The organism is Klebsiella sp. CB_Kp196 (assembly GCF_040061575.1).
GTDB classification, from domain to species: domain Bacteria; phylum Pseudomonadota; class Gammaproteobacteria; order Enterobacterales; family Enterobacteriaceae; genus Klebsiella; species Klebsiella michiganensis.
Map to the genome: position 1 here is coordinate 1 of NZ_JBEAFH010000081.1, position 19,442 is coordinate 19,442.

The 19,442-nt window shown below is 57.8% G+C and carries 25 protein-coding genes; 11 read left to right on the forward strand and 14 right to left on the reverse strand.

The window, feature by feature from the left end:
• Positions 1-79: 79 nt before the first annotated feature.
• On the reverse strand, positions 80-1,279 hold the full coding sequence (locus ABLU87_RS26510) for an MFS transporter (protein ID WP_064374654.1): 1,200 nt from the start codon (positions 1,277-1,279) through the stop codon (positions 80-82).
• Between the two features lie 108 nt (positions 1,280-1,387).
• Here ABLU87_RS26510 and ABLU87_RS26515 point away from each other — a divergent pair, with 108 nt between their 5' ends.
• Complete coding sequence (locus ABLU87_RS26515; protein ID WP_004851102.1) at positions 1,388-2,344, forward strand: AraC family transcriptional regulator; 957 nt, start codon at positions 1,388-1,390, stop codon at positions 2,342-2,344.
• Here ABLU87_RS26515 and ABLU87_RS26520 read toward each other — a convergent pair.
• Genes ABLU87_RS26520 through ABLU87_RS26550 form a run of 7 tightly spaced genes read right to left on the reverse strand, consistent with a single transcriptional unit; the run spans position 2,341 to position 7,470 of the window.
• Positions 2,341-3,129: a pyrroline-5-carboxylate reductase gene (locus ABLU87_RS26520; protein ID WP_064374653.1), complete on the reverse strand. Its 789-nt coding sequence runs from the start codon at positions 3,127-3,129 to the stop codon at positions 2,341-2,343. The two genes, ABLU87_RS26515 and ABLU87_RS26520, sit on opposite strands and share 4 nt — an antisense overlap.
• A 12-nt stretch (positions 3,130-3,141) precedes the next feature.
• Entirely contained in the window at positions 3,142-3,897 is a 756-nt protein-coding gene (locus ABLU87_RS26525; RefSeq protein ID WP_049103855.1) for a VOC family protein, read from the reverse strand.
• Positions 3,885-4,424, reverse strand: a complete 540-nt coding sequence (locus tag ABLU87_RS26530; RefSeq protein ID WP_049103856.1) for an L-2-amino-thiazoline-4-carboxylic acid hydrolase — start codon at positions 4,422-4,424, stop codon at positions 3,885-3,887. Before ABLU87_RS26530 ends, ABLU87_RS26525 begins: the two co-directional genes overlap by 13 nt.
• Before the next feature lie 4 nt (positions 4,425-4,428).
• A complete protein-coding gene (locus ABLU87_RS26535; protein WP_049103857.1) occupies positions 4,429-5,271 on the reverse strand; it encodes a transporter substrate-binding domain-containing protein in 843 nt (280 codons plus the stop codon).
• On the reverse strand, positions 5,261-6,013 hold the full coding sequence (locus ABLU87_RS26540; RefSeq protein WP_049103858.1) for an amino acid ABC transporter permease: 753 nt from the start codon (positions 6,011-6,013) through the stop codon (positions 5,261-5,263). The genes ABLU87_RS26535 and ABLU87_RS26540 overlap by 11 nt, the downstream gene beginning before the upstream one ends.
• A 9-nt stretch (positions 6,014-6,022) precedes the next feature.
• Positions 6,023-6,721: an ABC transporter permease subunit gene (locus ABLU87_RS26545; protein WP_014229461.1), complete on the reverse strand. Its 699-nt coding sequence runs from the start codon at positions 6,719-6,721 to the stop codon at positions 6,023-6,025.
• Positions 6,722-6,729: 8 nt separating this feature from the next.
• On the reverse strand, positions 6,730-7,470 hold the full coding sequence (locus ABLU87_RS26550; protein WP_014229462.1) for an amino acid ABC transporter ATP-binding protein: 741 nt from the start codon (positions 7,468-7,470) through the stop codon (positions 6,730-6,732).
• 332 nt (positions 7,471-7,802) lie between these two features.
• Between ABLU87_RS26550 and ABLU87_RS26555 the strand changes: the two genes are divergently transcribed.
• Positions 7,803-8,012 carry a YdgH/BhsA/McbA-like domain containing protein gene (locus ABLU87_RS26555; RefSeq protein WP_004102265.1) on the forward strand — a complete coding sequence of 70 codons (210 nt, stop codon included), beginning with the start codon at positions 7,803-7,805 and terminating at the stop codon, positions 8,010-8,012.
• A gap of 71 nt (positions 8,013-8,083) precedes the next feature.
• On the forward strand, positions 8,084-8,272 hold the full coding sequence (locus ABLU87_RS26560; RefSeq protein ID WP_004134116.1) for a hypothetical protein: 189 nt from the start codon (positions 8,084-8,086) through the stop codon (positions 8,270-8,272).
• Positions 8,273-8,313: 41 nt separating this feature from the next.
• Here the strand turns inward: ABLU87_RS26560 and ABLU87_RS26565 are convergent, their stop codons facing one another.
• Positions 8,314-8,601 (reverse strand): VF530 family protein, encoded by a 288-nt coding sequence (locus tag ABLU87_RS26565; RefSeq protein ID WP_064374652.1) that lies wholly within the window; start codon positions 8,599-8,601, stop codon positions 8,314-8,316.
• Between the two features lie 271 nt (positions 8,602-8,872).
• Here ABLU87_RS26565 and ABLU87_RS26570 point away from each other — a divergent pair, with 271 nt between their 5' ends.
• The 4 genes from ABLU87_RS26570 (at position 8,873) to ABLU87_RS26585 (ending at position 12,305) form a co-directional block, all read left to right on the forward strand.
• Entirely contained in the window at positions 8,873-9,901 is a 1,029-nt protein-coding gene (locus ABLU87_RS26570; protein WP_004851112.1) for an isopenicillin N synthase family oxygenase, read from the forward strand.
• Positions 9,902-10,054: 153 nt separating this feature from the next.
• Positions 10,055-10,861 (forward strand): MetQ/NlpA family ABC transporter substrate-binding protein, encoded by an 807-nt coding sequence (locus ABLU87_RS26575; protein ID WP_032719155.1) that lies wholly within the window; start codon positions 10,055-10,057, stop codon positions 10,859-10,861.
• A complete protein-coding gene (locus ABLU87_RS26580; RefSeq protein WP_196942024.1) occupies positions 10,858-11,649 on the forward strand; it encodes an ATP-binding cassette domain-containing protein in 792 nt (263 codons plus the stop codon). The genes ABLU87_RS26575 and ABLU87_RS26580 overlap by 4 nt, the downstream gene beginning before the upstream one ends.
• Entirely contained in the window at positions 11,646-12,305 is a 660-nt protein-coding gene (locus tag ABLU87_RS26585) for a methionine ABC transporter permease (RefSeq protein WP_009654800.1), read from the forward strand. Before ABLU87_RS26580 ends, ABLU87_RS26585 begins: the two co-directional genes overlap by 4 nt.
• A 31-nt stretch (positions 12,306-12,336) precedes the next feature.
• Here the strand turns inward: ABLU87_RS26585 and ABLU87_RS26590 are convergent, their stop codons facing one another.
• Complete coding sequence (locus tag ABLU87_RS26590) at positions 12,337-13,383, reverse strand: nitronate monooxygenase (RefSeq protein WP_122117893.1); 1,047 nt, start codon at positions 13,381-13,383, stop codon at positions 12,337-12,339.
• A gap of 92 nt (positions 13,384-13,475) precedes the next feature.
• Between ABLU87_RS26590 and ABLU87_RS26595 the strand changes: the two genes are divergently transcribed.
• Positions 13,476-14,312, forward strand: a complete 837-nt coding sequence (locus tag ABLU87_RS26595) for a LysR substrate-binding domain-containing protein (RefSeq protein WP_032719157.1) — start codon at positions 13,476-13,478, stop codon at positions 14,310-14,312.
• On the opposite strand, the gene ABLU87_RS26600 is transcribed toward ABLU87_RS26595, so the two are convergent.
• Complete coding sequence (locus ABLU87_RS26600; protein WP_122117892.1) at positions 14,295-15,482, reverse strand: YbfB/YjiJ family MFS transporter; 1,188 nt, start codon at positions 15,480-15,482, stop codon at positions 14,295-14,297. The two genes, ABLU87_RS26595 and ABLU87_RS26600, sit on opposite strands and share 18 nt — an antisense overlap.
• A 207-nt stretch (positions 15,483-15,689) precedes the next feature.
• Complete coding sequence (locus tag ABLU87_RS26605; RefSeq protein ID WP_122117891.1) at positions 15,690-16,310, reverse strand: LysE family translocator; 621 nt, start codon at positions 16,308-16,310, stop codon at positions 15,690-15,692.
• A 155-nt stretch (positions 16,311-16,465) separates the two neighbouring features.
• Between ABLU87_RS26605 and ABLU87_RS26610 the strand changes: the two genes are divergently transcribed.
• Positions 16,466-16,855 carry a VOC family protein gene (locus ABLU87_RS26610; protein ID WP_025105737.1) on the forward strand — a complete coding sequence of 130 codons (390 nt, stop codon included), beginning with the start codon at positions 16,466-16,468 and terminating at the stop codon, positions 16,853-16,855.
• Positions 16,856-16,858: 3 nt separating this feature from the next.
• On the opposite strand, the gene ABLU87_RS26615 is transcribed toward ABLU87_RS26610, so the two are convergent.
• Both ABLU87_RS26615 and ABLU87_RS26620 read right to left on the reverse strand, forming a co-directional pair.
• Positions 16,859-17,077, reverse strand: coding sequence for a hypothetical protein (locus ABLU87_RS26615; protein WP_046878006.1), 219 nt, complete (start codon positions 17,075-17,077; stop codon positions 16,859-16,861).
• Between the two features lie 49 nt (positions 17,078-17,126).
• Entirely contained in the window at positions 17,127-17,573 is a 447-nt protein-coding gene (locus ABLU87_RS26620; protein WP_009654757.1) for a glyoxalase/bleomycin resistance/dioxygenase family protein, read from the reverse strand.
• A gap of 195 nt (positions 17,574-17,768) precedes the next feature.
• Here ABLU87_RS26620 and ABLU87_RS26625 point away from each other — a divergent pair, with 195 nt between their 5' ends.
• The gene (locus tag ABLU87_RS26625) at positions 17,769-18,959 is read left to right on the forward strand and encodes an MFS transporter (RefSeq protein WP_122117890.1); all 1,191 of its coding nucleotides are present in this window, start codon (positions 17,769-17,771) and stop codon (positions 18,957-18,959) included.
• Between the two features lie 192 nt (positions 18,960-19,151).
• A complete protein-coding gene (locus tag ABLU87_RS26630) occupies positions 19,152-19,442 on the forward strand; it encodes a hypothetical protein (protein WP_009654750.1) in 291 nt (96 codons plus the stop codon).

The window sequence follows — 19,442 nt, forward strand, 5'->3', positions numbered from 1 at the left end:
ATATTCCCCGGGTTGCGGCGTAAACGCCTTACCCGGGCTACGGGTTACCAGCAATTTGCGGCCCTGTAGCCCGGTAGCCCTACTCCTCGCTCACGACTGGCTTAACTCTTACCGCAAACAGCACAATCACCATGGCGCTGACCAGCAGCACGCCGCTGCCGACAAAAACGCCGCTCGCGCCGTTGAGGTCGAATACCGCACCGCCGCCAGCCGCACCGGCGCTAATCGCCAGCTGAATAGACGCCACCAGCAGGCCGCCCGCGCTTTCAGCTTCATCCGGCACCGTGGTGGCAAGCCAGGTCGACCAGCCCACCGGCACCAGACCAAAAGCAAAGCCCCACATCGCCACCAGCAGACCGTCCAGCAGCGCGACGTGGCCGAACGTTACCATCATCAGCGCCAGCACGCTCATTGCCAGCGGCACTAGCGCCAGCGTCAGGCGCAGGCTTCGGGCCAACAGATGTCCGGCAATCGAGGTGCCGATAAAGTTCGCTACCCCAAAACCGAGCAGGATCAGAGAAACCCCTTCGACGCTGGCCTGCGCCACGGTTTCGAGGAACGGACGCAGATAGGTAAAGAAGGCGAAGTGGCCGCTGAAAATCAGGATTGTCGCGAGCATGCCGCCAACCATGCCCGGACGACGTAGCACCTTAAACAGGGTAGCGAAGCTGCCGACGCTCTCCGGACGCATGGAAGGCAGAACCCACAGCTGCCAGAGCAGCGCAACCACGCTCGGCAGCGCACAGATAAGAAATACGTTGCGCCAGCCGATCAGCGCGCCGAAATAGCTGCCCAGCGGCGCGGCAACCACCGTCGCGATGGAAACGGCGGAAAAGATAATCGCCAGCGCTTTCGGCACCATCGCCGCCGGAACCAGACGCATGGTGGTCGCGGTCGACATCGACCAGAAGCCGCCGATGGCGATCCCCAGCAGCAGACGCCCCAGCAGCAAAAACTCCAGCGAACCGGCGAAGGCCACCATCATGCTGGAGATAATTTGCAAAACCGAGAAGAACATCAGCACCCAGCGGCGGTCAATATTTCGCGTCGCGGTGGTGATCAGCAGCCCGGTAACTAACGCCACCAGCGCCGTCGCGGTGACCGCCTGCCCCGCCATACCTTCGCTAACGCCCAGGCTTGCCGCCATCGGCGTCAACAAACTGGCAGGAAGAAACTCGGCGACAATCAGGCCAAACACCCCCAGCGCCAGCGCATAGACGGCGCGCCACGCGGGCCTGGCGTTGGCCTGGCTCTCTTCAGCTGCAATGCAGGAACTCATAAACATCTCTCCAGAACAATTAACATTTCGTTAAGGTTAGGCGGTTCTGTTCGGACGATCTATGATGCATACTCTGTGATTATTGATAATTCGTCCGGGAATGATGTTATGACTCAGCACGCCCTCGATCTCACCAGCGAACTTCTGCGCGGCATGCGCCTTTCCGGCGTCAACTACCGCCGCATCGAAACCTCCCGCCCTTTTGGCGTCGAATTCGGCTTCGTGCCCGGTAAAGCGCAGTTCCACTTTATCAGCCGGGGACCGGTACTGCTGCGCATGGTCAGCGGTCAGCGCCTGATGCTGCAGAGCGGCGATGCGCTGTTTATTCCGAACGGCGATGGTCACGTGCTGCTCTCCGATGACCAGGCAACGGTGGTTAACGTGTCCAGACTGCCCAGCGAACCGGTTTGCGACTCGGTAAGCTGCGTCAAAAACGCCTGCGACGACGCGAAAAGCGACAGCGCTATTATCTTCAGCGCCTGTATGGACTTTGAGCTGGGCGGTATGCAGCCGCTGGTCAAAGCGATGCCCGAAGTGATGCTGGTCAGCAGCCTGCTGACCAGCCGTCCGGAGATCCCGCCGATGCTGGCGGCCATGGAACGCGAAAGCCTCACTCGACAGGCGGGCTACGCCGGCATTCTGGCGCGGCTGGCCGATGTGGTCGCCGCGCTGATTGTCCGCGGCTGGGTGGAGTGCGGCTGCGGCAACGCCACCGGCTGGGTACAGGTGCTGCGCGATCCTAAGCTGGCTAAAGCCATTTACGTGATGCATCAGCAGCCGGGCATTAACTGGAAAGTCGAGGATCTGGCCCGCGAGGCGGGAATCTCGCGTTCGGTATTTGCTGAACGCTTCCTCTCCGCCACCGGCACCACGCCCGCCCGCTATCTCACCGAGCTGCGTATGCGCCTCGCGGTGCAGTACATTTCCCATGAGGGTCAGGCGCTGGAAAAAGTGGCCTTCAGGCTGGGGTACAGTTCTCATGCCGCCTTCAGCCGCGCCTTTAAACGCATTATCGGAAAGGCGCCGGGCGCGCTGCGCGATCTGTCGCGGGAAGAAGGATTTTAGCGCTGTCCCAGTTCACGGGTGCGCCTGACCGCCGCCAGTACGCTGCGCTGAAGCCCAGCGGCAAAATCGCTGTTGTTCAGCTCATACAGACCGTGGATCCCGACGCCCGCCGGGGAATTGTTGATATCCAGAAGCTGGCGCGGATGCTTCTGGCTTTGGCGCAGCATCTCGACCGCGCCGAGCAGGTTTTCCAGCACCACCTCCGTTGCCTGGGGCCGCGGCAGCCCCGCCAGCACGCCGGCATCAGTAAGGGACTCAATAAAGTAGTAAATATAGTTAGGGCCCGCGACGCCAAAGCCGGTAAAGATATCGATCAACCGCTCAGGCAGATACAGCACTTTGCCAAAGCCGCGCAGAAACGGCTCGATCTCAGCCGCGCTGGCGTGGGGGTTTAAGGTCACGCCGCTATAGCCAAATCCGGTATCGGTCAGGGTATTGGGGATCGCCCTGGCAATCGGCGTTGCCGCACCAAACAGGGAGGCCAGCTTTTCCAGGGTCACCCCCGCGATCAGAGAAACCACCGTCGTCGAGCCGTTTAGCTGTGGGCGCACGCGGTTCGCCACCCCCGCCAGATCGTCCTGCGGACGGATCCCCAGCACCAGCAAAGAGGCCTCGTTTACGCCACCGTCGCCCGACAGCCGATAACGGGCGCGCAGAGCCTCGACTCGCGCGCTGTCGATATCCTCCAGCGAGATCGCGTCCGCCCGCAGCGCACCGTGGCTTAATGACGCGCGAATAATCGCCTCCGCCATCTGTCCGGCGCCAATAAAATGGACCCTGGCCATGAGTCTTACTCCTTATTCAAAAAGATATTCGCCGTTGCCAACGCGAAAGCGTCGGCCTTTGAGCGCCGGGTCAGCAACGCGAAACACCAGTTCAGTCAGTTGGTTCGCCGCGCCCTGGCGGAAAAGAAACTCTCGACCGCCCACCGCCAGCCCCTGCTCGCCTTGCGGGGCAAAGCCAAACAGCAGCTGCCAGCGGTCGCGCACCGCCTGAGGATGCTGTACCGTGAAAACCGCGCGCTGCAGTTCAATCTCCCCCAGCGGATGCGGCGCAGCGAGACCCTGTGCCTGCAGGCGGCTCAACCGGGCGTCATCCTCTTCCCCCCATTGCAGAATGAAGGGATAGACCAGGCCGTCAAAATCGCCGTCAATGGTGAAGATCCGCCAGCGGATAACGTTGCCCTGCGGATCGTCGCGCTGGCCGTTGACGATCGGCGAAACCCGCAGGCCCTGCTCGTGCAACTCCGCATGCGTGCGCTCAATATCGTCGCTACGCAGTGCCACCCGATACAGCGCTTCATTATCCGGCAGCAGCCGCGACGCATCCCGGGAGAGTAAAAACTTCTCCGCGGCGGAAAGCAGCTCTGCATCATCGGCAATCGCCAGAAATTCGATATAGGTCAGGCCGAAATAGCTCAGCGCATTCCTGGTCCCCCAGCCCGGGTGGCGCCCACCGGCCACCACGTTGAGCTTTTGCCCGCTCAGCGCCTGAATCGCCGCTTCCGGCTGATTAACAAACTGGACCGCGTGGTCCCACGTTAAGATTGCCATTCGCCCTCCCGCTCCTCTGCCTGATAAAAACGCAGCCGACAGGCGGCATCGCCGCGAGCCAGCGCGGTCTGCACCTCTAAATGCAGCCCCGGAAACGCGTCGGTTAGCGCACGATCGCCTTCCATGCAGATATCGCACAGCGTCTCAATTTCGCTGGCGCCTCGCCCCTGCTGCCGCCAGCAGTTGACATAGGGACAGTAGTGAAACAGGACGATAAATTCGTCCCGGCTGGCGCTAACGGGCTCCATCTCATAAACCTGAGATTCCAGACCGCGGGTAAACAGCCCGGAAAACTCCTGCAAATCTTTTCGATCGCGCATTTGCGCGCGCAGCTGATGTCCGATATCACGGCCATAGCGGCGTATTGCTTCACGGACAGAATCATCCGCGATATGGCGTTGTCGGCTTTCGTCCAACAGGTAACCGATCGTTGCCGCGCGTTTTTCAGTAATGGCGCGCAGCGCCAGGGTCACCTCATCGTTTAAGGTGGCGGCGTTATGCGCCGGTTCCGAGCTTATTTGCGTCATGCGCTTATTCCCAGTCGGTATTCACTTTCACGTCGCTGGCGCCCGGCAGGGCATACACATCTTCGGCGTACCATTTCCGCGAGAGCTCAGCGAGCGTGCCGTCCTTTTTCAGGGCGACCAGCTGCGCGTCAATCGCTTTGATTAGCTGCGGATCGGTATTTTTTTTATACAAATAGACGTTAGGAAACAGGCCGACGGAATCCGACGCTTTCAGATTAAGATTTAGCGCCTTATTTAACGCCAGCAGCGCGCCAATGGGGTAAATCGCCGCATCGTATTCCCCGGAGGCTACCGCTTTAAAGATATCGGCGGCGGACTGCTCGCCGTTGGGCTGCAGGTTAATTTGTTGGCCTGGATGTTTTTTATTGTAGTTTTCAATCACCGTATAACGGGCGTCGGAGGTATGAATCGGCACCAGCTTTTTCTTCCCGCTGGCGAGATCGCCGAGATTATGTATACCGTTCTCATCGTTACGCACAATCAGGCGCAAATCGCTGATCCCGGTCGGCTCGCCGGAGTGGTCGTATTTTTCCGCCCGCTCTTTGGTGAGATAAAAGTGATCCGCCGCGAGGGTATAGGCGCCGGTCGATAGGCCGACGATCATCGCATCGCGCGAGACCGCATTAAAATGAAACGTATAGTCGGTTAAACGCTGGTCCAGCACCTTTAACAGGTCGCCATCGTAACCGGTAATATTGTTGTTATCGTCAACAAAGCTAAAGGGAAAACCGTTAGCATTGACGACAACCTCAACCGTTTTCGCGTTTGGGCTTTTTTCAACAGCCTGCGCGGCGTTCATTCCCATTGCCAACGTCAGCGCACTCACCAGTAAAATTTTATTTTTCAAAATACCTTCCCCAAAATGATAACCGTGAAACACTCTTTTCTGCGTTTCCTTGCCAGCGGGCGCTCAGAAACCTTTCTGCACTGCGCAATGCTCTGGCAATCGCCAGGCACAGCACGATATAAATCACCAGCACGACGCAGTAGGCTTCGACAAAATGAAACCCGCGCGCGGCGGCGATATTGGCTTTCGCCATCAGATCAACAACGGTGATGGTGTAAACCAGCGAGGTGTCTTTAATCAGATCGATCAGCACGCTGGTAAAGTTCGGCAGCGCGGATACCGCCGCCTGTGGAAAAATAATGCGTCGGAACTGCGTGAATCCGCTCAGCCCGATTGACCATGCGGCCTCGCGCTGCCCCTTATCAACCGCATTCCATCCCGCGCGAAAGGTTTCGGCGAAATAAGCGCTGAAGATCAGCGACAGCGCGGTGACTGCCGCCGCCAGCGGTGAGAGTTTATAGCGGTACATCGTGTCCTGCGGGCCGCCGAACAGTCCGGCGGCAATCCACGGCCAGACGTAAAAAAAGAAATACAGCATCACCAGGACCGGGACCGAACGGCCAAAGGAGAGGAATCCCCTCGCCAGCCATTGAACGCCCGGTACCTGACGAATAATCGCCCACGCCAGCGCTGCGCCCAGCAAAGTGGAAAACAGTAAGGATAATAACGTTATCGTCAGGGTGACCGGCAGCGCGCTTAAAATAAACGTAAAATTGTCGCGAATGAACGCCAGGCTAAACATGTTAATTTATCACTCCAGCAGGAACTGATATTTCTTTTCAATACGAGTGGTAAAATAGAGAATAATACTATTCAGCACCCAGTAGACGATAATAACGCTAATAAATGCCGCGACTTGTTTAGCCCCGTAGCTATTTTGCGAAATCTTTTGTGCCCGCCCAAAAACATCCACAATACCAATAATATTGACCAGCGAGGTCATTTTCACGAGATTAATTAAAAGATTGCCAAAGACGGGAATAGCAATAATAAGCCCCTGGGGGAAAATAATCCGCCGTATTCCATGATGCCAGGGAATATTCAGGCTGATAATGGCCTCTTTCTGGCCGCTATCCACCGCGCGCCACGCTGAACGCATCATTTCTGCAAAGTAGGGACTGATGCTGACCGAAATAGACAGCACCGCAAAGGTGGTATCGCTAATCCACAGCGGCGGCAGCGCCAGCGCGGTCAAAATTAATTTGCCGCCGAAGAAAAACAGCAGGATAAGCAGCGCCAGAGGCGCGCCGCGCAGAATGTCGGTATACCCATTTGCCGCCGCGCTGAGCGGCGTAAAGCGGCTAAACTGCAGCAGCACAATCAGCAGCGCGATCGTTAAACCAAGCAGCAACGATGCCAGCGTTATGCCGAGAGTCACGGGTAAATTTTCCAGCAGCTTCGGCACTATTCCGGCGATATCCTGCCAGCTAAACAGCGGGTTATTGTTCATCATCAGCCTCAGGCATGATAGTGCAGTTGCGCAAGAAACGCCCGGGTTCGGCCCTGCTGCGCCGCGCCAAATATCTGTTCCGCCGGGCCCTGTTCAACGATTTCGCCGTTTTCCATAAATACCACCCGGGAAGCGACCTGACGGGCGAACGCCATTTCGTGGGTCACGATGATCATCGTCTGGCCCGCGGCGGCAATGGTCTGAATAAGCTCCAGCACTTCACCGACTTTTTCCGGATCCAGGGCTGAGGTCGGCTCATCCAGCAGCAGAACGGCGGGGTCAATGGCCAGCGCACGCGCAATACCGATACGCTGCTTTTGGCCGCCGGAGAGACTGTGCGGATAGTGGTCTTTTTTATGCAGCAACCCCACCTGCTTTAAGAGTCGTTCAGCAATAGCCAGTGCCTCCTGCCGCGGGCGTTTTTTAGCGTATATCAGTCCTTCGGTAATATTTTGCAGTGCGGTGAGGTTATGAAAAAGATTCCACGATTGAAAAACCATAGCGGTTTTTGACCGTAGTTTTTCAATCTCCTTTTTTCCCGCTTTTGCGCAATCCAGCGCCACATCATCTATTCTTATTTGCCCGCTATCGGCAGGCTCTAAGAAATTAAGCGTACGTAATAGCGTGGTTTTCCCCGAGCCGCTGGGGCCAATAATGCAAATAATCTCGCCGGAATGAATGCTGAGAGATACCTCTTTTAGCACTCTTTCACCGGAGAAGCTTTTACTGATCTTATTGAGCGTTATCATAATGAGATATTCGTGAATAATGATTATTTGCCGCACACCGGCATTTATTGCTGTACAAAAACTATATTGCCGCCGTTCAGATGATAGCAAACAAGAAAATCATCTATCGAAAGTCAAAAAATAACTTTTTATATATTTGTTATGACAATGAGGCTTGATTGTAATCAAACCTTATTTGCAAAACAGGAATGCGGTAACCGATATTTTAATTCAAATTTATTGAACAATGAGAGCAAATTGTTTCGATTTTAATCATCGCTTTGTCGGCCTATTATTTATCACATCGGGGCAACAACGCTCCAACACTGACAAAACGCTTAAGGAATACGACCATGAAATCCATCAAAACTTTCGTTGCAGTTGCCGCACTCTCTATGATCTCTTTCGGTACTTTTGCGCAGAGCATCAGCGCCAGCGCTTCCACACTGGACCGCGCAGAAGCCAAAATTGCCGCTCAGGCCGCAGAGCAAGGCGCCTCTTACAAAATCACCAGCGCTCAGTTCAATAACCGCGTGCATATGACCGCTGAGCTGACTAAATAAAATCGACAACATTGCCGGGCCGCCGGAAGACACAGGCGACAGCGACAACACGATGAAATAAGGAACAGAATATGAAAAATATCGGCGTAGTCACCGCACTGCTGTTAGCCGCTACACTTTCGTCCGGGGCGATGGCCGCAGAGAATAGCTTTGCGCGTCCGGAGGCAGGTTCAAATATCGACACGTCCGTGCATCAGAATCATATTGATGTCAGCCATGCCTTTGATAAAGAGAGCCTGACTGCAGGCAATCTTCAGTAACACACAGCACAGGGCGCGCGCGGAATTATCCGCTGCGCGCCTTACTTTTTCTGCCAGTGTGCCCACGGATTATCCGCCGGCGCTTCCGCCGGCGCTTCCGCTTTTGCCGTATCGGTATCGGACAACGAATCGATATACAACGCTTCCACTTCTTTACGCGCCCACGGCGTGCGGCGTAAAAACTTCAGGCTCGACTTAATACTCGGCTCGCTTTTAAAGCAGTTGATGTTGATGCGTTTCGCCAGTTCGGCCCAGCCATATTGCGCGACCAGCGCGTTTAACAGCGCTTCCAGCGTGATGCCGTGCAGAGGATCGTTTGGGTGCTGCATTGCGTCTCTTTACCTGAATTAAAAATTTCGCTCACCATACTGGCTCCCGACGCCAATCGCAACAGCCCCGCCTCCCCCTTATCCAAAATTCGCAAAAGCACAGAACCCTCCACGGTCATAAATTAGAAAAGAACGTTATTGGTTGATTATTTTCGCTTAAGGCAAGCTGGCTTCAACCACCCGACTGAGGAATCGATCATGCGCTGTTGTTGTCCCCGAACCCTGAATCTGAATCGACGAAAACACCTGAATACCGCCTTCGGAGAACACAATGAACGCGACAACCTTACCGATACTGGATCTGGCCCGCTACGCGGACCCCGCTGAAAAAGCGGCGTTTCTCGCCGACCTGCGCCACGCCGCCCGCGATATCGGTTTCTTTTATCTGATCAACCACGGCGTCGATGAGTCGCTGCAGCAGGCCGTGCAGCAGCAATCCCGCGCCTTTTTTGCCCTGCCCGACGATCAAAAGCAGAGGGTGGCAATGATTCACTCTCCGCATTTTCGCGGCTACAACCGCGCCGCTTCTGAATTAACCCGCGGTCAACCCGACTGGCGCGAGCAGTTCGATATCGGCGCCGAACGCCCGGCCCTGCAGCTTAGCGAACGCGCGCCGCGCTGGCAGCGCCTGCAGGGACCGAATCTCTGGCCAGAGGCGTTGCCCTCGCTCAAACCCACATTACTGACCTGGCAACGGGAAATGACCCAGGTTGGGATCACCCTGCTGCGCGCCTTCGCCGAAGCGCTGCGCCTGCCGCTGGATGCCTTCGATGGCCTGTATGGCGATAAGCCCAATGAACATATCAAGCTGATCCGCTATCCCGGCCAGCAGGAGACCCAGAGCGCCCAGGGCGTTGGCGCGCATAAGGACTCCGGCTTCCTCAGCTTCCTGCTGCAGGATGAGCAGAAAGGATTGCAGGTCGAAGTCTCCCCTGACCGCTGGATTGACGCGACCCCGCTGGCGGGCAGCTTTGTGGTGAATATCGGCGAGCTGCTGGAGCTGGCAACCAACGGCTATCTGCGGGCAACGGTGCACCGGGTCGTTTCGCCGCCTGCCGACCAGCAGCGGCTGTCGATCGCTTTCTTCCTCGGCGCCCAGCTGGATGCCGTCGTCCCCGTCTACACGCTGCCCGACGAGCTGGCCCGGGAAGCCCTCGGACCGGATAGCGACCCGCAAAACCCGCTGCTGCGCGAGGTGGGCTGGAATTACCTGAAAGGGCGTCTGCGTTCGCATCCTGATGTCGCCGAGCGCTACTACCAGGATGTTTTTCGCGAACGCGCCGAGCAATTGATCGTGTAGACCCTAAATAATTCGGGTTGCAGGCAGGCGGCAAGTCAGTGAATCCCGATGAGCTTACTCTGGTAAGTGATTCGGGTGAGCGCGCGCAGCCAACGCGCATGCAACTTGAAGTATGACGGGTATAAACATAACAACAACACAAGGAATAAGATGATGAAATATGCCGCATTTAAACTGGCAGGGGTTGCACTGTCTCTCTCTCTGGCATGGAGTTCCGCCCAGGCCGCCGCGCTGCGCGTCGCCGCGGACCCGGTGCCGCACGCCGAGATCCTTAACTACATTAAGAAGATCGATCCCAGCCTCGACCTGAAAATCGTCGAACTCACCAGCGGCGTTAACGCCAACGAACTGCTGGCCAACGGCGATGTCGATGCCAACTACTTCCAGCACGTCCCCTATCTGAAAGATCAGGAGAAAGCGCTGGGCAAAACCTTCGCCGTCGCGGCGACCGTCCATATTGAGCCGCTGGGGATCTATTCGCGCAAGCATAAAGATTTTAAATCGCTGCCCGAGAACGCCACCGTGGCGGTACCGAATAACACCACTAACCTGAGCCGCGCGCTGTTCCTGCTGCAAAATCAGGGTTTGATTAAGCTGGCGGCAAAATTTACCGACCCGGCGACCACCCTGGCGACGCCGAAAGATATCGTGGAAAACCCGAAGCACCTGAAAATCCTTGAGATTGAATCACCGCAGATCCCGCGGTCGCTGGATGACGTTGACCTGGCGGTGATAAACGGCAACTACGCGCTGGAAGCCGGGCTGGTGCCGGCCAAAGACGCGCTGGGTCTGGAGAGCGCGACCAACAACCCGTACGCCAACATTCTGGTGACAACGCCAGCGCTGGCGAACGATCCGCGCATCAAGGCGCTGGCCAAAGACCTCACCTCGCCGCAGGTCGCCGAATTTATTCGTAAGCAGTATAACGGCTCGGTGATCCCGGTAGCTCCTCAGTCATGATTGAGATTGTCGGGCTGAGTAAAACCTATGCCGGAACAGGCCGACCGGCGCTAAACGATGTCTCTCTGCAGGTGCCGAGAGGAGCCGTTTACGGCATCCTCGGCCGCAGCGGTGCAGGCAAAAGTACGCTGATACGCTGCCTGAATCTGCTGGAGTGGCCCACGTCGGGCCGCATTATTGTGAACGGGAACGATATTACCCGGATGGATAAAACCGCGCTGCGCGAGTACCGGCTGCGTACCGGCATGATCTTCCAGCACTTTAATTTACTTCACGCCCGCAGCGTCGCCGACAATGTCGCGGTGCCGCTGGAGATAGCCAAAGTGCCGAAAGCCGCCCGCCAGGCGCGGGTGGCGGAGCTGCTGGAACTGGTCGGGCTGGCGGATAAAGCCGCCGCCTTTCCGTCACAGCTTTCCGGCGGGCAAAAACAGCGCGTGGGGATCGCCCGCGCGCTGGCCGCGCGGCCGGATGTGCTGCTGTGCGATGAGGCCACCAGCGCCCTCGACCCCGAGACCACGGCCTCGGTGCTCAGCCTGCTGGCGGATATCAACCAAAAGCTGAACCTCACCATCGTGCTGATCACCCATGAGCTGGAAGTGGTGAAAACCCTCTGCGACCACGCGGCGCTGCTGGAGCACGGGGAGATTATTGAAAGCGGCAGAATTGCCGATTTGCTGGTGGCGCCATGGTCGCGGCTACGGCAGTCGCTGCTGCACGATCCTCAGGCAGAGCGGGATTTCCTCGCTCGCCACGGTTTTCACGGGAGGCCATTATGCGGAGTAGCATGAGTTGGGAAGATCTCTGGCCGCTGCTGCTTCAGGGCACGGTAGATACCGTTTATATGGTCGGCCTGGCGGCGCTGTTTACCGTGCTGCTCGGGCTGCCGACCGGCGTGCTGCTGTTTGTTTCACGCCGCAACGGCCTGGCGCCGATGCCGAAGCTCAACGCCGTGCTGGGCGCGATTATCAACTTTGGTCGTTCGCTGCCGTTTATCGTGCTGCTGATCGCGCTGATTCCGTTCACCCGGCTGATTATTGGCACCACTCTCGGCAGTACCGCCGCGGTGGTTCCGGTCACCATTGGCGCCTTTCCGTTCTTTGCGCGGCTGACGGAGAACGCGCTGGATGAAGTGGATTACGGGCGTATCGAGGCGATTTTATCGATGGGCGGCAATATCTGGCACGTGATCTTTAAATCGCTGCTGCCGGAAGCGCTGCCGACGCTGCTGGCAGGCATCACGCTGACCATCGTTATGCTGATCGGCTTCTCTTCGATGGCGGGCGTGATTGGCGGCGGCGGACTGGGCGATCTGGCCATTCGCTACGGCTATCAGCGCTTCAATAACGAGGTGATGTTCGGTACCGTGCTCATTCTGGTCGCGCTGGTGCAGGGCGTGCAGATGGCCGGCGACCGTCTGGTCCGCGGCCTCGCCCACCGTCGTTAACAATAAGCGGGTGGCCGCGCGCCATCCGCGATTAAAACCCGCTTTCGCGCGCCAGGGTGCGTATCAGCTCCGCTGCCGGCAGCTCGCGAATCAGGCTCACTCCCTGCCCGGCCCAGTGCGCACCGTACTGACGATCTCCCTGCGCTTTCGCCGCCGATGCCAGCGCCTTTCCGGCGTCGTAAGCCACGGGATAAGCCGGAATCAGCGACGGATCGTTTATTTCACGCCAGCCGTTAACCAGACATCTCGCCGGGCGTCCGGAAATGGCTGAGGTTAAAACCGTTTGCCCGTCAGACGCGCTTTTAAGGGCCTCACGGTATCCGCCATCCGTGGACGATTCAGGGCACAGCAGAAACGCCGTCCCTAGCTGCGCCCCGTCTGCGCCCAGGTTCATTACGCTGTTAATTCCCGCGCCGTCCATCACGCCGCCAGCGGCGATAAGCGGAATATCGGTATGCCGTCTTATCGTCTGAACCAGAGTAAAGGTGCTCATCTGCCCGTCGGGCGCCAGCGGATCAAAGATGCCGCGATGGCCGCCGGCCTCGTAGCCCTGCGCCACCACCATATCGATTCCCTGCTCTACGGCCAGCAGCGCCTCTGCCACGCTGGTCGCGCTCGCCAGGGTGACGATCCCCTTTTCCCGCAGTCGGCGAAGGGTTTCACGATCCGGCACGCCAAAATGAAAGCTCACCGCCGCCGGAGTCAGGTCGAGCAGCAGCTCAGCCATCCGCGGCTGCTGCTGAAAACTCAGATAAATTTCCGCCAGCGTCTCCGGCGGCAAGCTGCCAAAGCGCGCAAATTCCGGGCGCAGCCGCGCCAGCCACCGGGCTTCACGCTGCGGATCCCTTACCGCCGGGGCGTGGCAAAACAGATTGACGTTAAACGGACGGGTGGTTAAGCGCCGGGTCCGGTTAATCAGCGTTTCAGCCTGCTCTACGGTTGACGAGCCCAGTCCCAGCGAGCCGAGCGCGCCGGCCCCGCTGACCGCTGCCGCCAGTTCCGGCGTCGACACGCCGGCCATCGGCGCCTGAATAATGGGGTAATCAATATCAAGCTGCTGCGTAAGCCTGTTGCTCATGGTTTGCCCTGTTGAAATTTGTGCGTTCGGGCCATTAAAATCTCTTTTAGAGATGATAAGATCAACATTATTTTCAAATTAAGAATAAAAATATGAACCACACCACATTAGAGATTTTTAAAACGGTGGCGCAAGAGCGCAGCGTCACCCGCGCGGCAAAGCGGCTGGGGCGCGCCCAGTCCAATATCACCACCCGCATTCACCAGCTGGAAGAGGAGCTGGGCGTGGAGCTGTTTGCCCGCGGCAATAAAAGGATGCTGCTGTCCCCCGCCGGTGAACATTTTTTGGGCTACGCGCTGAAAATCCTCAGCCTGGCCGAAGAGGCCAGACAGGCGCTGCATCCGGCGACGCCGGGCGGCAATTTACGCATGGGGGCGATGGACGCCACCGCCGCCAGCCGCCTGCCGCCGCTGCTTCCCCGGTTTCGCGCGCTGTGCCCGGAGGTGACGCTCACCCTCAAAACCCAGCCCACCCGTCAGCTGACCCAACAGGTGCTGGACGCCGCGCTGGATTGCGCGCTGGTGAGCCTGCCGCAGGGAACGCCTCCGCCCGATGATCTGGAGTACGTATCCATCTTTAAAGAACAGCTGCTGCTGGTGCTTCCCGCCAGCCCACAGCGCTTTCGCTTTGCCGCCTTTGCGCAGGGCTGTACCTACCGGGCGATGGGTGAAGCGTTTCTGGCGCAATCAGAGGAGGTGGAGAGCGAGATCCAGGACGTCGGCTCCTATCACGCGATGCTCGCCTGCGTCGCCTCCGGCGGCTATGCCGGTATCGTGCCGCAGAGCGTGCTCGATACCCTGACGCTGCCCGAAGCCAGCCAGCTGCGGCCGGTTGGCCAGGCGATCACCCAGCTTATCTGGCGCAAAGGCTACGCGTCTCCCGCCCTCGAGAAAATGCGCCAGCTTCTGGAATCAGCTTCCGACCTTTGACGCTCGCCCCGCCCCTGCCGCCACCAGCGCGGCGGCAGCCAGCAGCGCAATGGCGGCCGCGCTCAGCGAAGGATTAAACGACCCGCTGCGGTCATACAGCGTTCCGGCAACCAGCGGGCCGACGATTTGCCCGATGCCGTAGGTCGCGGTCATGGCGGCAATCATATTGAACGAAACCAGATGATTAAGCCGCCGCCCCTCGGACAGCGCGATGGTCACGGTGCCCAAAAAGGTGCAACCCACCAGCAGCGCGCTTAATATGCAAAACGGTAACGCATGGCTCCACGCCGGGAGAATGACGCCGATTGCCTGAATCAGCAAATTAAGGGTAAACGCGCGGCGGTAGCCGAGTTTGATGACCAGCCGGTGCCAGATAAAGCAGGAGGGAACGGCGGCGAGGCCGAAAATGGCCCAGATCTGCACCGGATCGATAACGTTCAGCGAACCGCTGAGAAACAGCGGAAGATAGGTGGCGGTAATAATGTAGCCAAAGCCGGCCAGGCCATAAATCAGCAGCAGTTTCCAAGCCTCCCGCACCCGCCCCTCGCCCTCCTCGCGGTGTGCGATCGCGGCGGGTTGATAAGCGATAAGGTAGTCGGCGGGGCTCAGCAGCAGACGCAGCGCGAGAACAAAAAGCACGCCAGAACTTATCGCGCATATCAGCCATATCTGCTGACTGGAGAGCGCCAGCGCCTTCCCCAGGGAGATAAATTCCGCCGACAAGAATATCCCCATTCCGACGCCAGAAAAAAGCACCGGCGCGCCGTTAGGGTGCCTCATATGCTGCAGTAGCCAGAGGGAGGCGGCGATCAGCGTCACCGCGCTGAGTAATCCGGCAATTCCGCGCACCACAATAATCGCCAGGGGGGAAACCAGGAACGCCAGTAAGGCCAGGCACACCAGCGTCAACAGTGCGGAAAGCAGGCTTAGCCACCTGGCGTCCGCGGGCCTGGCTTTCGCCAGCAGCAGCGCGCCGGCCAGATAGCCGGCATAGTTCGCCGAAGCGGCAAGATTACCTTCACGCAGCGTTAGCAGCTGCTCATTGAGCATCAGCGGCAGGATCCCGGTATAGGCAAACCGGCCATAGCCCATGCCAACGATCAGCACGACCGAACCGGCCAGCGCCAGCAGAAAGGCCTTCCATTCCGGCCTGGTTGCAAAAACGTTCACCCACTCCCCTCCATTATTATTCTCAAATAAAGAACCATTAATAATAATAATTCTTTATTTATTATGATTTCGCTTGCCACGATGCGCAAGCAGCGCCATGCGGCAGCGCCCGGCCTGCGAGGAGAAACTTTACGGCAACGGCCGGGGGATGCTTCGGCGAGTAACGAAATGTGGAGTGAGGCGCTGGACATCCTTGTCCAGAGGGATTTAACGGTGGCTAAAAGCCAGTTTGGCAGCAAATAACATAAAGAGGCCGCCGGTTGCGCGGTCCATCCACCGAATAAATAGCGGCGTCTTTAATAGCCGAGCGGCAGAGCGGCTGGTCAGGATTAGCGTTAACGACCAGAGCGTCCCGATCGCCACATGGATGGCGACCAGCAGGAACGTCCAGACGATGGGCGAGTGGCCGGTCGGAATAAACTGCGGCAGGAAAGAGACGTAAAAGATCCCCATTTTCGGATTGAGCACATTGCCCATCATCCCTTTTAAAAACCAGTTATTTGCCGGCGCCGCCGCCCTGTCCTGATGAACAAAATGACCGCGCGGCTTGAGAATTAACTGAATGCCCAGCCAGCATAAATAGGCGGCCCCGCACAATTTGAGCAGGTCATAAGCCAGCTCCGATGCCGCCAGTAGCGCCCCAAGACCGAAGGCGACCGCAGCCCCCCAGATAAAACATCCCGTATCAATGCCCAGCGCCGCCTGAAAGGCTTTTTTTCCGCCTTCAACGGTAGCGGTTCGCAGAATTAAAGCGGTATCCAGGCCTGGGGTAAGGGTGAGCAACAGCGCAGCAAAAGAGTAAGCAAGAAGGGAATCAGCAACGGACATTTTCTCTCTCCGAAAGCGAAGATTCTAGATAAAACGCGCCGCAGAGACAATCGAAAAATTCGCTTTGCCGGGCGCATTAAAAGCTCTTTGTGACAAATGGCCGCCGCAAAAGCGGATACAGTCAATCGACCAAACCTTTATCGCTACAGGCTGTTATGACGCTTAACGCTATCCGCATCGCCAGGCCGGTCACCGACCTTTCACTCAGTTGCCACATGTACTGCACGGGCCTTGGGCTGGAGCAGATCGCGCAGTTTGCCGATCATGCCGGCTTTAGCGGCGTGATGGTCGGACGCCGCGATCTCGGCTGGCATCTTGAATTCACCCTCTGCCATCATCATCCGGTGAAGCCCTCTCCGGGCGAGGAAGATTTGCTGGTGCTTTATTACCCGGAAGCCGCGGAATGGCGGGAACAGTGTGCGAAAATGCTGACCGCCGGTTTTGCGCCGGTCAGCGCGTTCAATCCGTACTGGAATGTGAACGGTAAAACCTTTGTCGACGGCGACGGTTATCGCGTGGTGCTGCAAAACAGAAGCTGGCCGTAGGCGCTACTCCACAAGCCGGACGTCAGGATGGCGCGGGCTTGCCGCTTCGTGAAAAATATCGCCCAGCCAGCCGGGAATTTCCGCCTCCGGGAGATCGTCCGGGATGATGATCCCACGCAGCGGCGAACATTTCCGCTCGTTCAGATCGACGCGGAAAAGTAGCCAGCGTTCGCCCTGGCGCTGGACGCCAATATGGCGCCCGAATACGTCATAAATCAGCATTCCATCACCCTGCCGATCGCAGGGGATGATGGGCGGCTCATGCATGCCATTAGGCTTTGCCCTCGCGCAGCCACGGGGTCACGGTAATCCCTGTCAGCAGCCCTTCCGGGCTCAGCAGCCGCGTGACGGTTTGCCCCCACGGCTCAATGCGGTTGTCCACCAGCAGACGATAGCCTCTGGCCTTCAGCGCGTCGGTGGCGGTGTTGATATCGCGCACTTCAAACTCGACCCACGCCTGCGGCACCGGCAGATAGTCAGGCCAGAGATCGGCGTCAAAGCAGGAGCGCGCAGCCTGCGCCAGCGGCCACAGGGCAAAATGTTTTACCCCGCCGATGGCGTCATGTTCGGTCAGCAGATACTCTTCGTTACCGGGCATCGGTTTTAGCGGCAGGCCCAGCGCAGCCACATAAAACTCCCTGCTGGCCGGCGTCGATTGCGTTATCGGCCCAAAGCCGGCGACAAAAAGCACATCCATACCGTCTAAATCGTATTCCATACTCTCTCCTGTCATTATCCGTGATGCGTTAACAGATTTTATACTCTGCCGCGCACGACTTGCCCAGAATCCTCTTTTCTCATGACTATTTTTAGTGCGTTTGCCTGAATCATTGAGAAAACGCATGCTCTGCTCGTTGCGCCCAACGGCGCTGCGCTATGCTTAGCTTCCCTTTGGTTTTCAATACTTCGCGTTATGACCACTTCCGCCAGCACCACTCAGCTTAATCTGCGTATTATTTCTATCGTTGTTTTTACCTGTATCTGCTATCTCTCTATTGGCCTGCCGCTCGCCGTACTGCCGGGCTATATCCACTATCAGCTGGGCTATAGCCCCTTTATCGCCGGCGTGGTCATCAGCCTTCAGTACATCTCAACCCTGATCAGCCGCCCGCATGCGGGCCGCTACACCGATATCTGGGGGCCGAAAAAAGTCGTCAGTCGGGGGATTGTTTGCTGCCTGCTCAGCGGTCTCTTCACGCTGCTCGCGGTCTTGCTGCAATCCTCGCCGCCGCTGGCCGTTGCCGCGCTGTTGGTGGGGCGCATTTTCCTCGGCGTCGGGGAAAGTTTTACCGCCACCGGCGCGACCCTGTGGGGGATCAAAACCGTCGGTGCGATTCACACTTCGCGGGTGATCTCGTGGAACGGCGTGGCGACCTACGTCGCCATGGCGGTCGGCGCCCCGCTGGGTGTCATGCTTAACGGCTATTTTGGCGTCAGCGGATTTGCCGCCGTGGTGATCCTGGCGGCGGCGGTTGGCCTGCTCTATGCCCGTACGCGGCAGGACGTCAGCGTGACGGCGGGGATCAGAGCGCCGTTTCATGTGGTGGCGCGCAAAATCTGGCCCTACGGGCTGGGGCTGGCGCTGGGTACCGTCGGTTTTGGGGTTATCGCAACCTTTATTACCCTCTACTTCTCCGCCCATAGCTGGCAAGGCGCGGCGTTTACCCTCTCCCTGTTCAGCATCGGTTTTATCTGCATCCGCCTGATCCTGGGCAACACCATTACCCGCTACGGCGGCGTGCCGGTATCGCTAATCTGTTTTGCGATCGAATGTATCGGCCTGCTGATCATCTGGTCGGCCTCCTCGGCGTGGATGGCCGGAATGGGCGCCTTTCTCACCGGCTCGGGCTTTTCGCTGGTCTTCCCGGCGCTTGGCGTGGAAGCGGTGAAACAGGTTGAAGAACAGAATCAGGGCACCGCGCTGGGCACCTATTCGGCCTTTCTCGATCTGGCGTTGGGATTAACCGGCCCGGTCGCCGGCTGGGTGGCCGGTTATTACGATCTGGAGACTATTTATTTGTTGGCGGCGGCGGTGGTCGCGCTGGCATTTATCTTGATTTTGCGCATTTACCTGCAACAACGCGCTGCTTTACCGCGAACCTGAGGAAGCATCGTCGAAAGATAACCGGCGCAAATATGGGTAAAAAATTAATCAATAATTGACGGCAATTCGGCTTCCGTGCCACCATCGCTTCAGCGTCCGGCAAGCGGCGCGATGGTGGTACGGGTGAATATCAGAGACCGCATGTTTAAGGTCCATGCCCGTCCGCAACCTGATTCTGGCGGGAATAAAGACATGCACCAAAGTTTTAATCAGCGCGTTCATTTCTATTACTGCATTCTGGTGGCGCTGAAAATACACGCAAAATCGAAGAAATCAGGCGGTATCCGCGGGAAAAATAATTTCCTGCTCAAGTGGCTGCGCAAAGCGCAGGACAACAATATATTCCACCCGGATATTACCAGCGAGATTGAATGGCTGCGCGGCAAAATTATTCAGGCCGGCTACGATACCGACCTTGAACCCATGCTCGATTTTGTCTACGCCACCGCCAAACGCGCGGAAGATCTTAAGAACGCCGACTGA

Excerpts from the sequence above, each read along its gene's own strand:
- ABLU87_RS26510 (WP_064374654.1), bottom strand. The coding sequence starts at position 1,279 with ATGAGTTCCTGCATTGCAGCTGAAGAGAGCCAGGCCAACGCCAGGCCC.
- ABLU87_RS26515 (WP_004851102.1), top strand. The coding sequence starts at position 1,388 with ATGACTCAGCACGCCCTCGATCTCACCAGCGAACTTCTGCGCGGCATG.
- ABLU87_RS26520 (WP_064374653.1), bottom strand. The coding sequence starts at position 3,129 with ATGGCCAGGGTCCATTTTATTGGCGCCGGACAGATGGCGGAGGCGATT.
- ABLU87_RS26525 (WP_049103855.1), bottom strand. The coding sequence starts at position 3,897 with ATGGCAATCTTAACGTGGGACCACGCGGTCCAGTTTGTTAATCAGCCG.
- ABLU87_RS26530 (WP_049103856.1), bottom strand. The coding sequence starts at position 4,424 with ATGACGCAAATAAGCTCGGAACCGGCGCATAACGCCGCCACCTTAAAC.
- ABLU87_RS26540 (WP_049103858.1), bottom strand. The coding sequence starts at position 6,013 with ATGTTTAGCCTGGCGTTCATTCGCGACAATTTTACGTTTATTTTAAGC.
- ABLU87_RS26545 (WP_014229461.1), bottom strand. The coding sequence starts at position 6,721 with ATGAACAATAACCCGCTGTTTAGCTGGCAGGATATCGCCGGAATAGTG.
- ABLU87_RS26550 (WP_014229462.1), bottom strand. The coding sequence starts at position 7,470 with ATGATAACGCTCAATAAGATCAGTAAAAGCTTCTCCGGTGAAAGAGTG.
- ABLU87_RS26555 (WP_004102265.1), top strand. The coding sequence starts at position 7,803 with ATGAAATCCATCAAAACTTTCGTTGCAGTTGCCGCACTCTCTATGATC.
- ABLU87_RS26560 (WP_004134116.1), top strand. The coding sequence starts at position 8,084 with ATGAAAAATATCGGCGTAGTCACCGCACTGCTGTTAGCCGCTACACTT.
- ABLU87_RS26565 (WP_064374652.1), bottom strand. The coding sequence starts at position 8,601 with ATGCAGCACCCAAACGATCCTCTGCACGGCATCACGCTGGAAGCGCTG.
- ABLU87_RS26570 (WP_004851112.1), top strand. The coding sequence starts at position 8,873 with ATGAACGCGACAACCTTACCGATACTGGATCTGGCCCGCTACGCGGAC.
- ABLU87_RS26575 (WP_032719155.1), top strand. The coding sequence starts at position 10,055 with ATGAAATATGCCGCATTTAAACTGGCAGGGGTTGCACTGTCTCTCTCT.
- ABLU87_RS26580 (WP_196942024.1), top strand. The coding sequence starts at position 10,858 with ATGATTGAGATTGTCGGGCTGAGTAAAACCTATGCCGGAACAGGCCGA.
- ABLU87_RS26585 (WP_009654800.1), top strand. The coding sequence starts at position 11,646 with ATGAGTTGGGAAGATCTCTGGCCGCTGCTGCTTCAGGGCACGGTAGAT.
- ABLU87_RS26590 (WP_122117893.1), bottom strand. The coding sequence starts at position 13,383 with ATGAGCAACAGGCTTACGCAGCAGCTTGATATTGATTACCCCATTATT.
- ABLU87_RS26595 (WP_032719157.1), top strand. The coding sequence starts at position 13,476 with ATGAACCACACCACATTAGAGATTTTTAAAACGGTGGCGCAAGAGCGC.
- ABLU87_RS26605 (WP_122117891.1), bottom strand. The coding sequence starts at position 16,310 with ATGTCCGTTGCTGATTCCCTTCTTGCTTACTCTTTTGCTGCGCTGTTG.
- ABLU87_RS26610 (WP_025105737.1), top strand. The coding sequence starts at position 16,466 with ATGACGCTTAACGCTATCCGCATCGCCAGGCCGGTCACCGACCTTTCA.
- ABLU87_RS26615 (WP_046878006.1), bottom strand. The coding sequence starts at position 17,077 with ATGCTGATTTATGACGTATTCGGGCGCCATATTGGCGTCCAGCGCCAG.
- ABLU87_RS26620 (WP_009654757.1), bottom strand. The coding sequence starts at position 17,573 with ATGGAATACGATTTAGACGGTATGGATGTGCTTTTTGTCGCCGGCTTT.
- ABLU87_RS26625 (WP_122117890.1), top strand. The coding sequence starts at position 17,769 with ATGACCACTTCCGCCAGCACCACTCAGCTTAATCTGCGTATTATTTCT.
- ABLU87_RS26630 (WP_009654750.1), top strand. The coding sequence starts at position 19,152 with ATGCACCAAAGTTTTAATCAGCGCGTTCATTTCTATTACTGCATTCTG.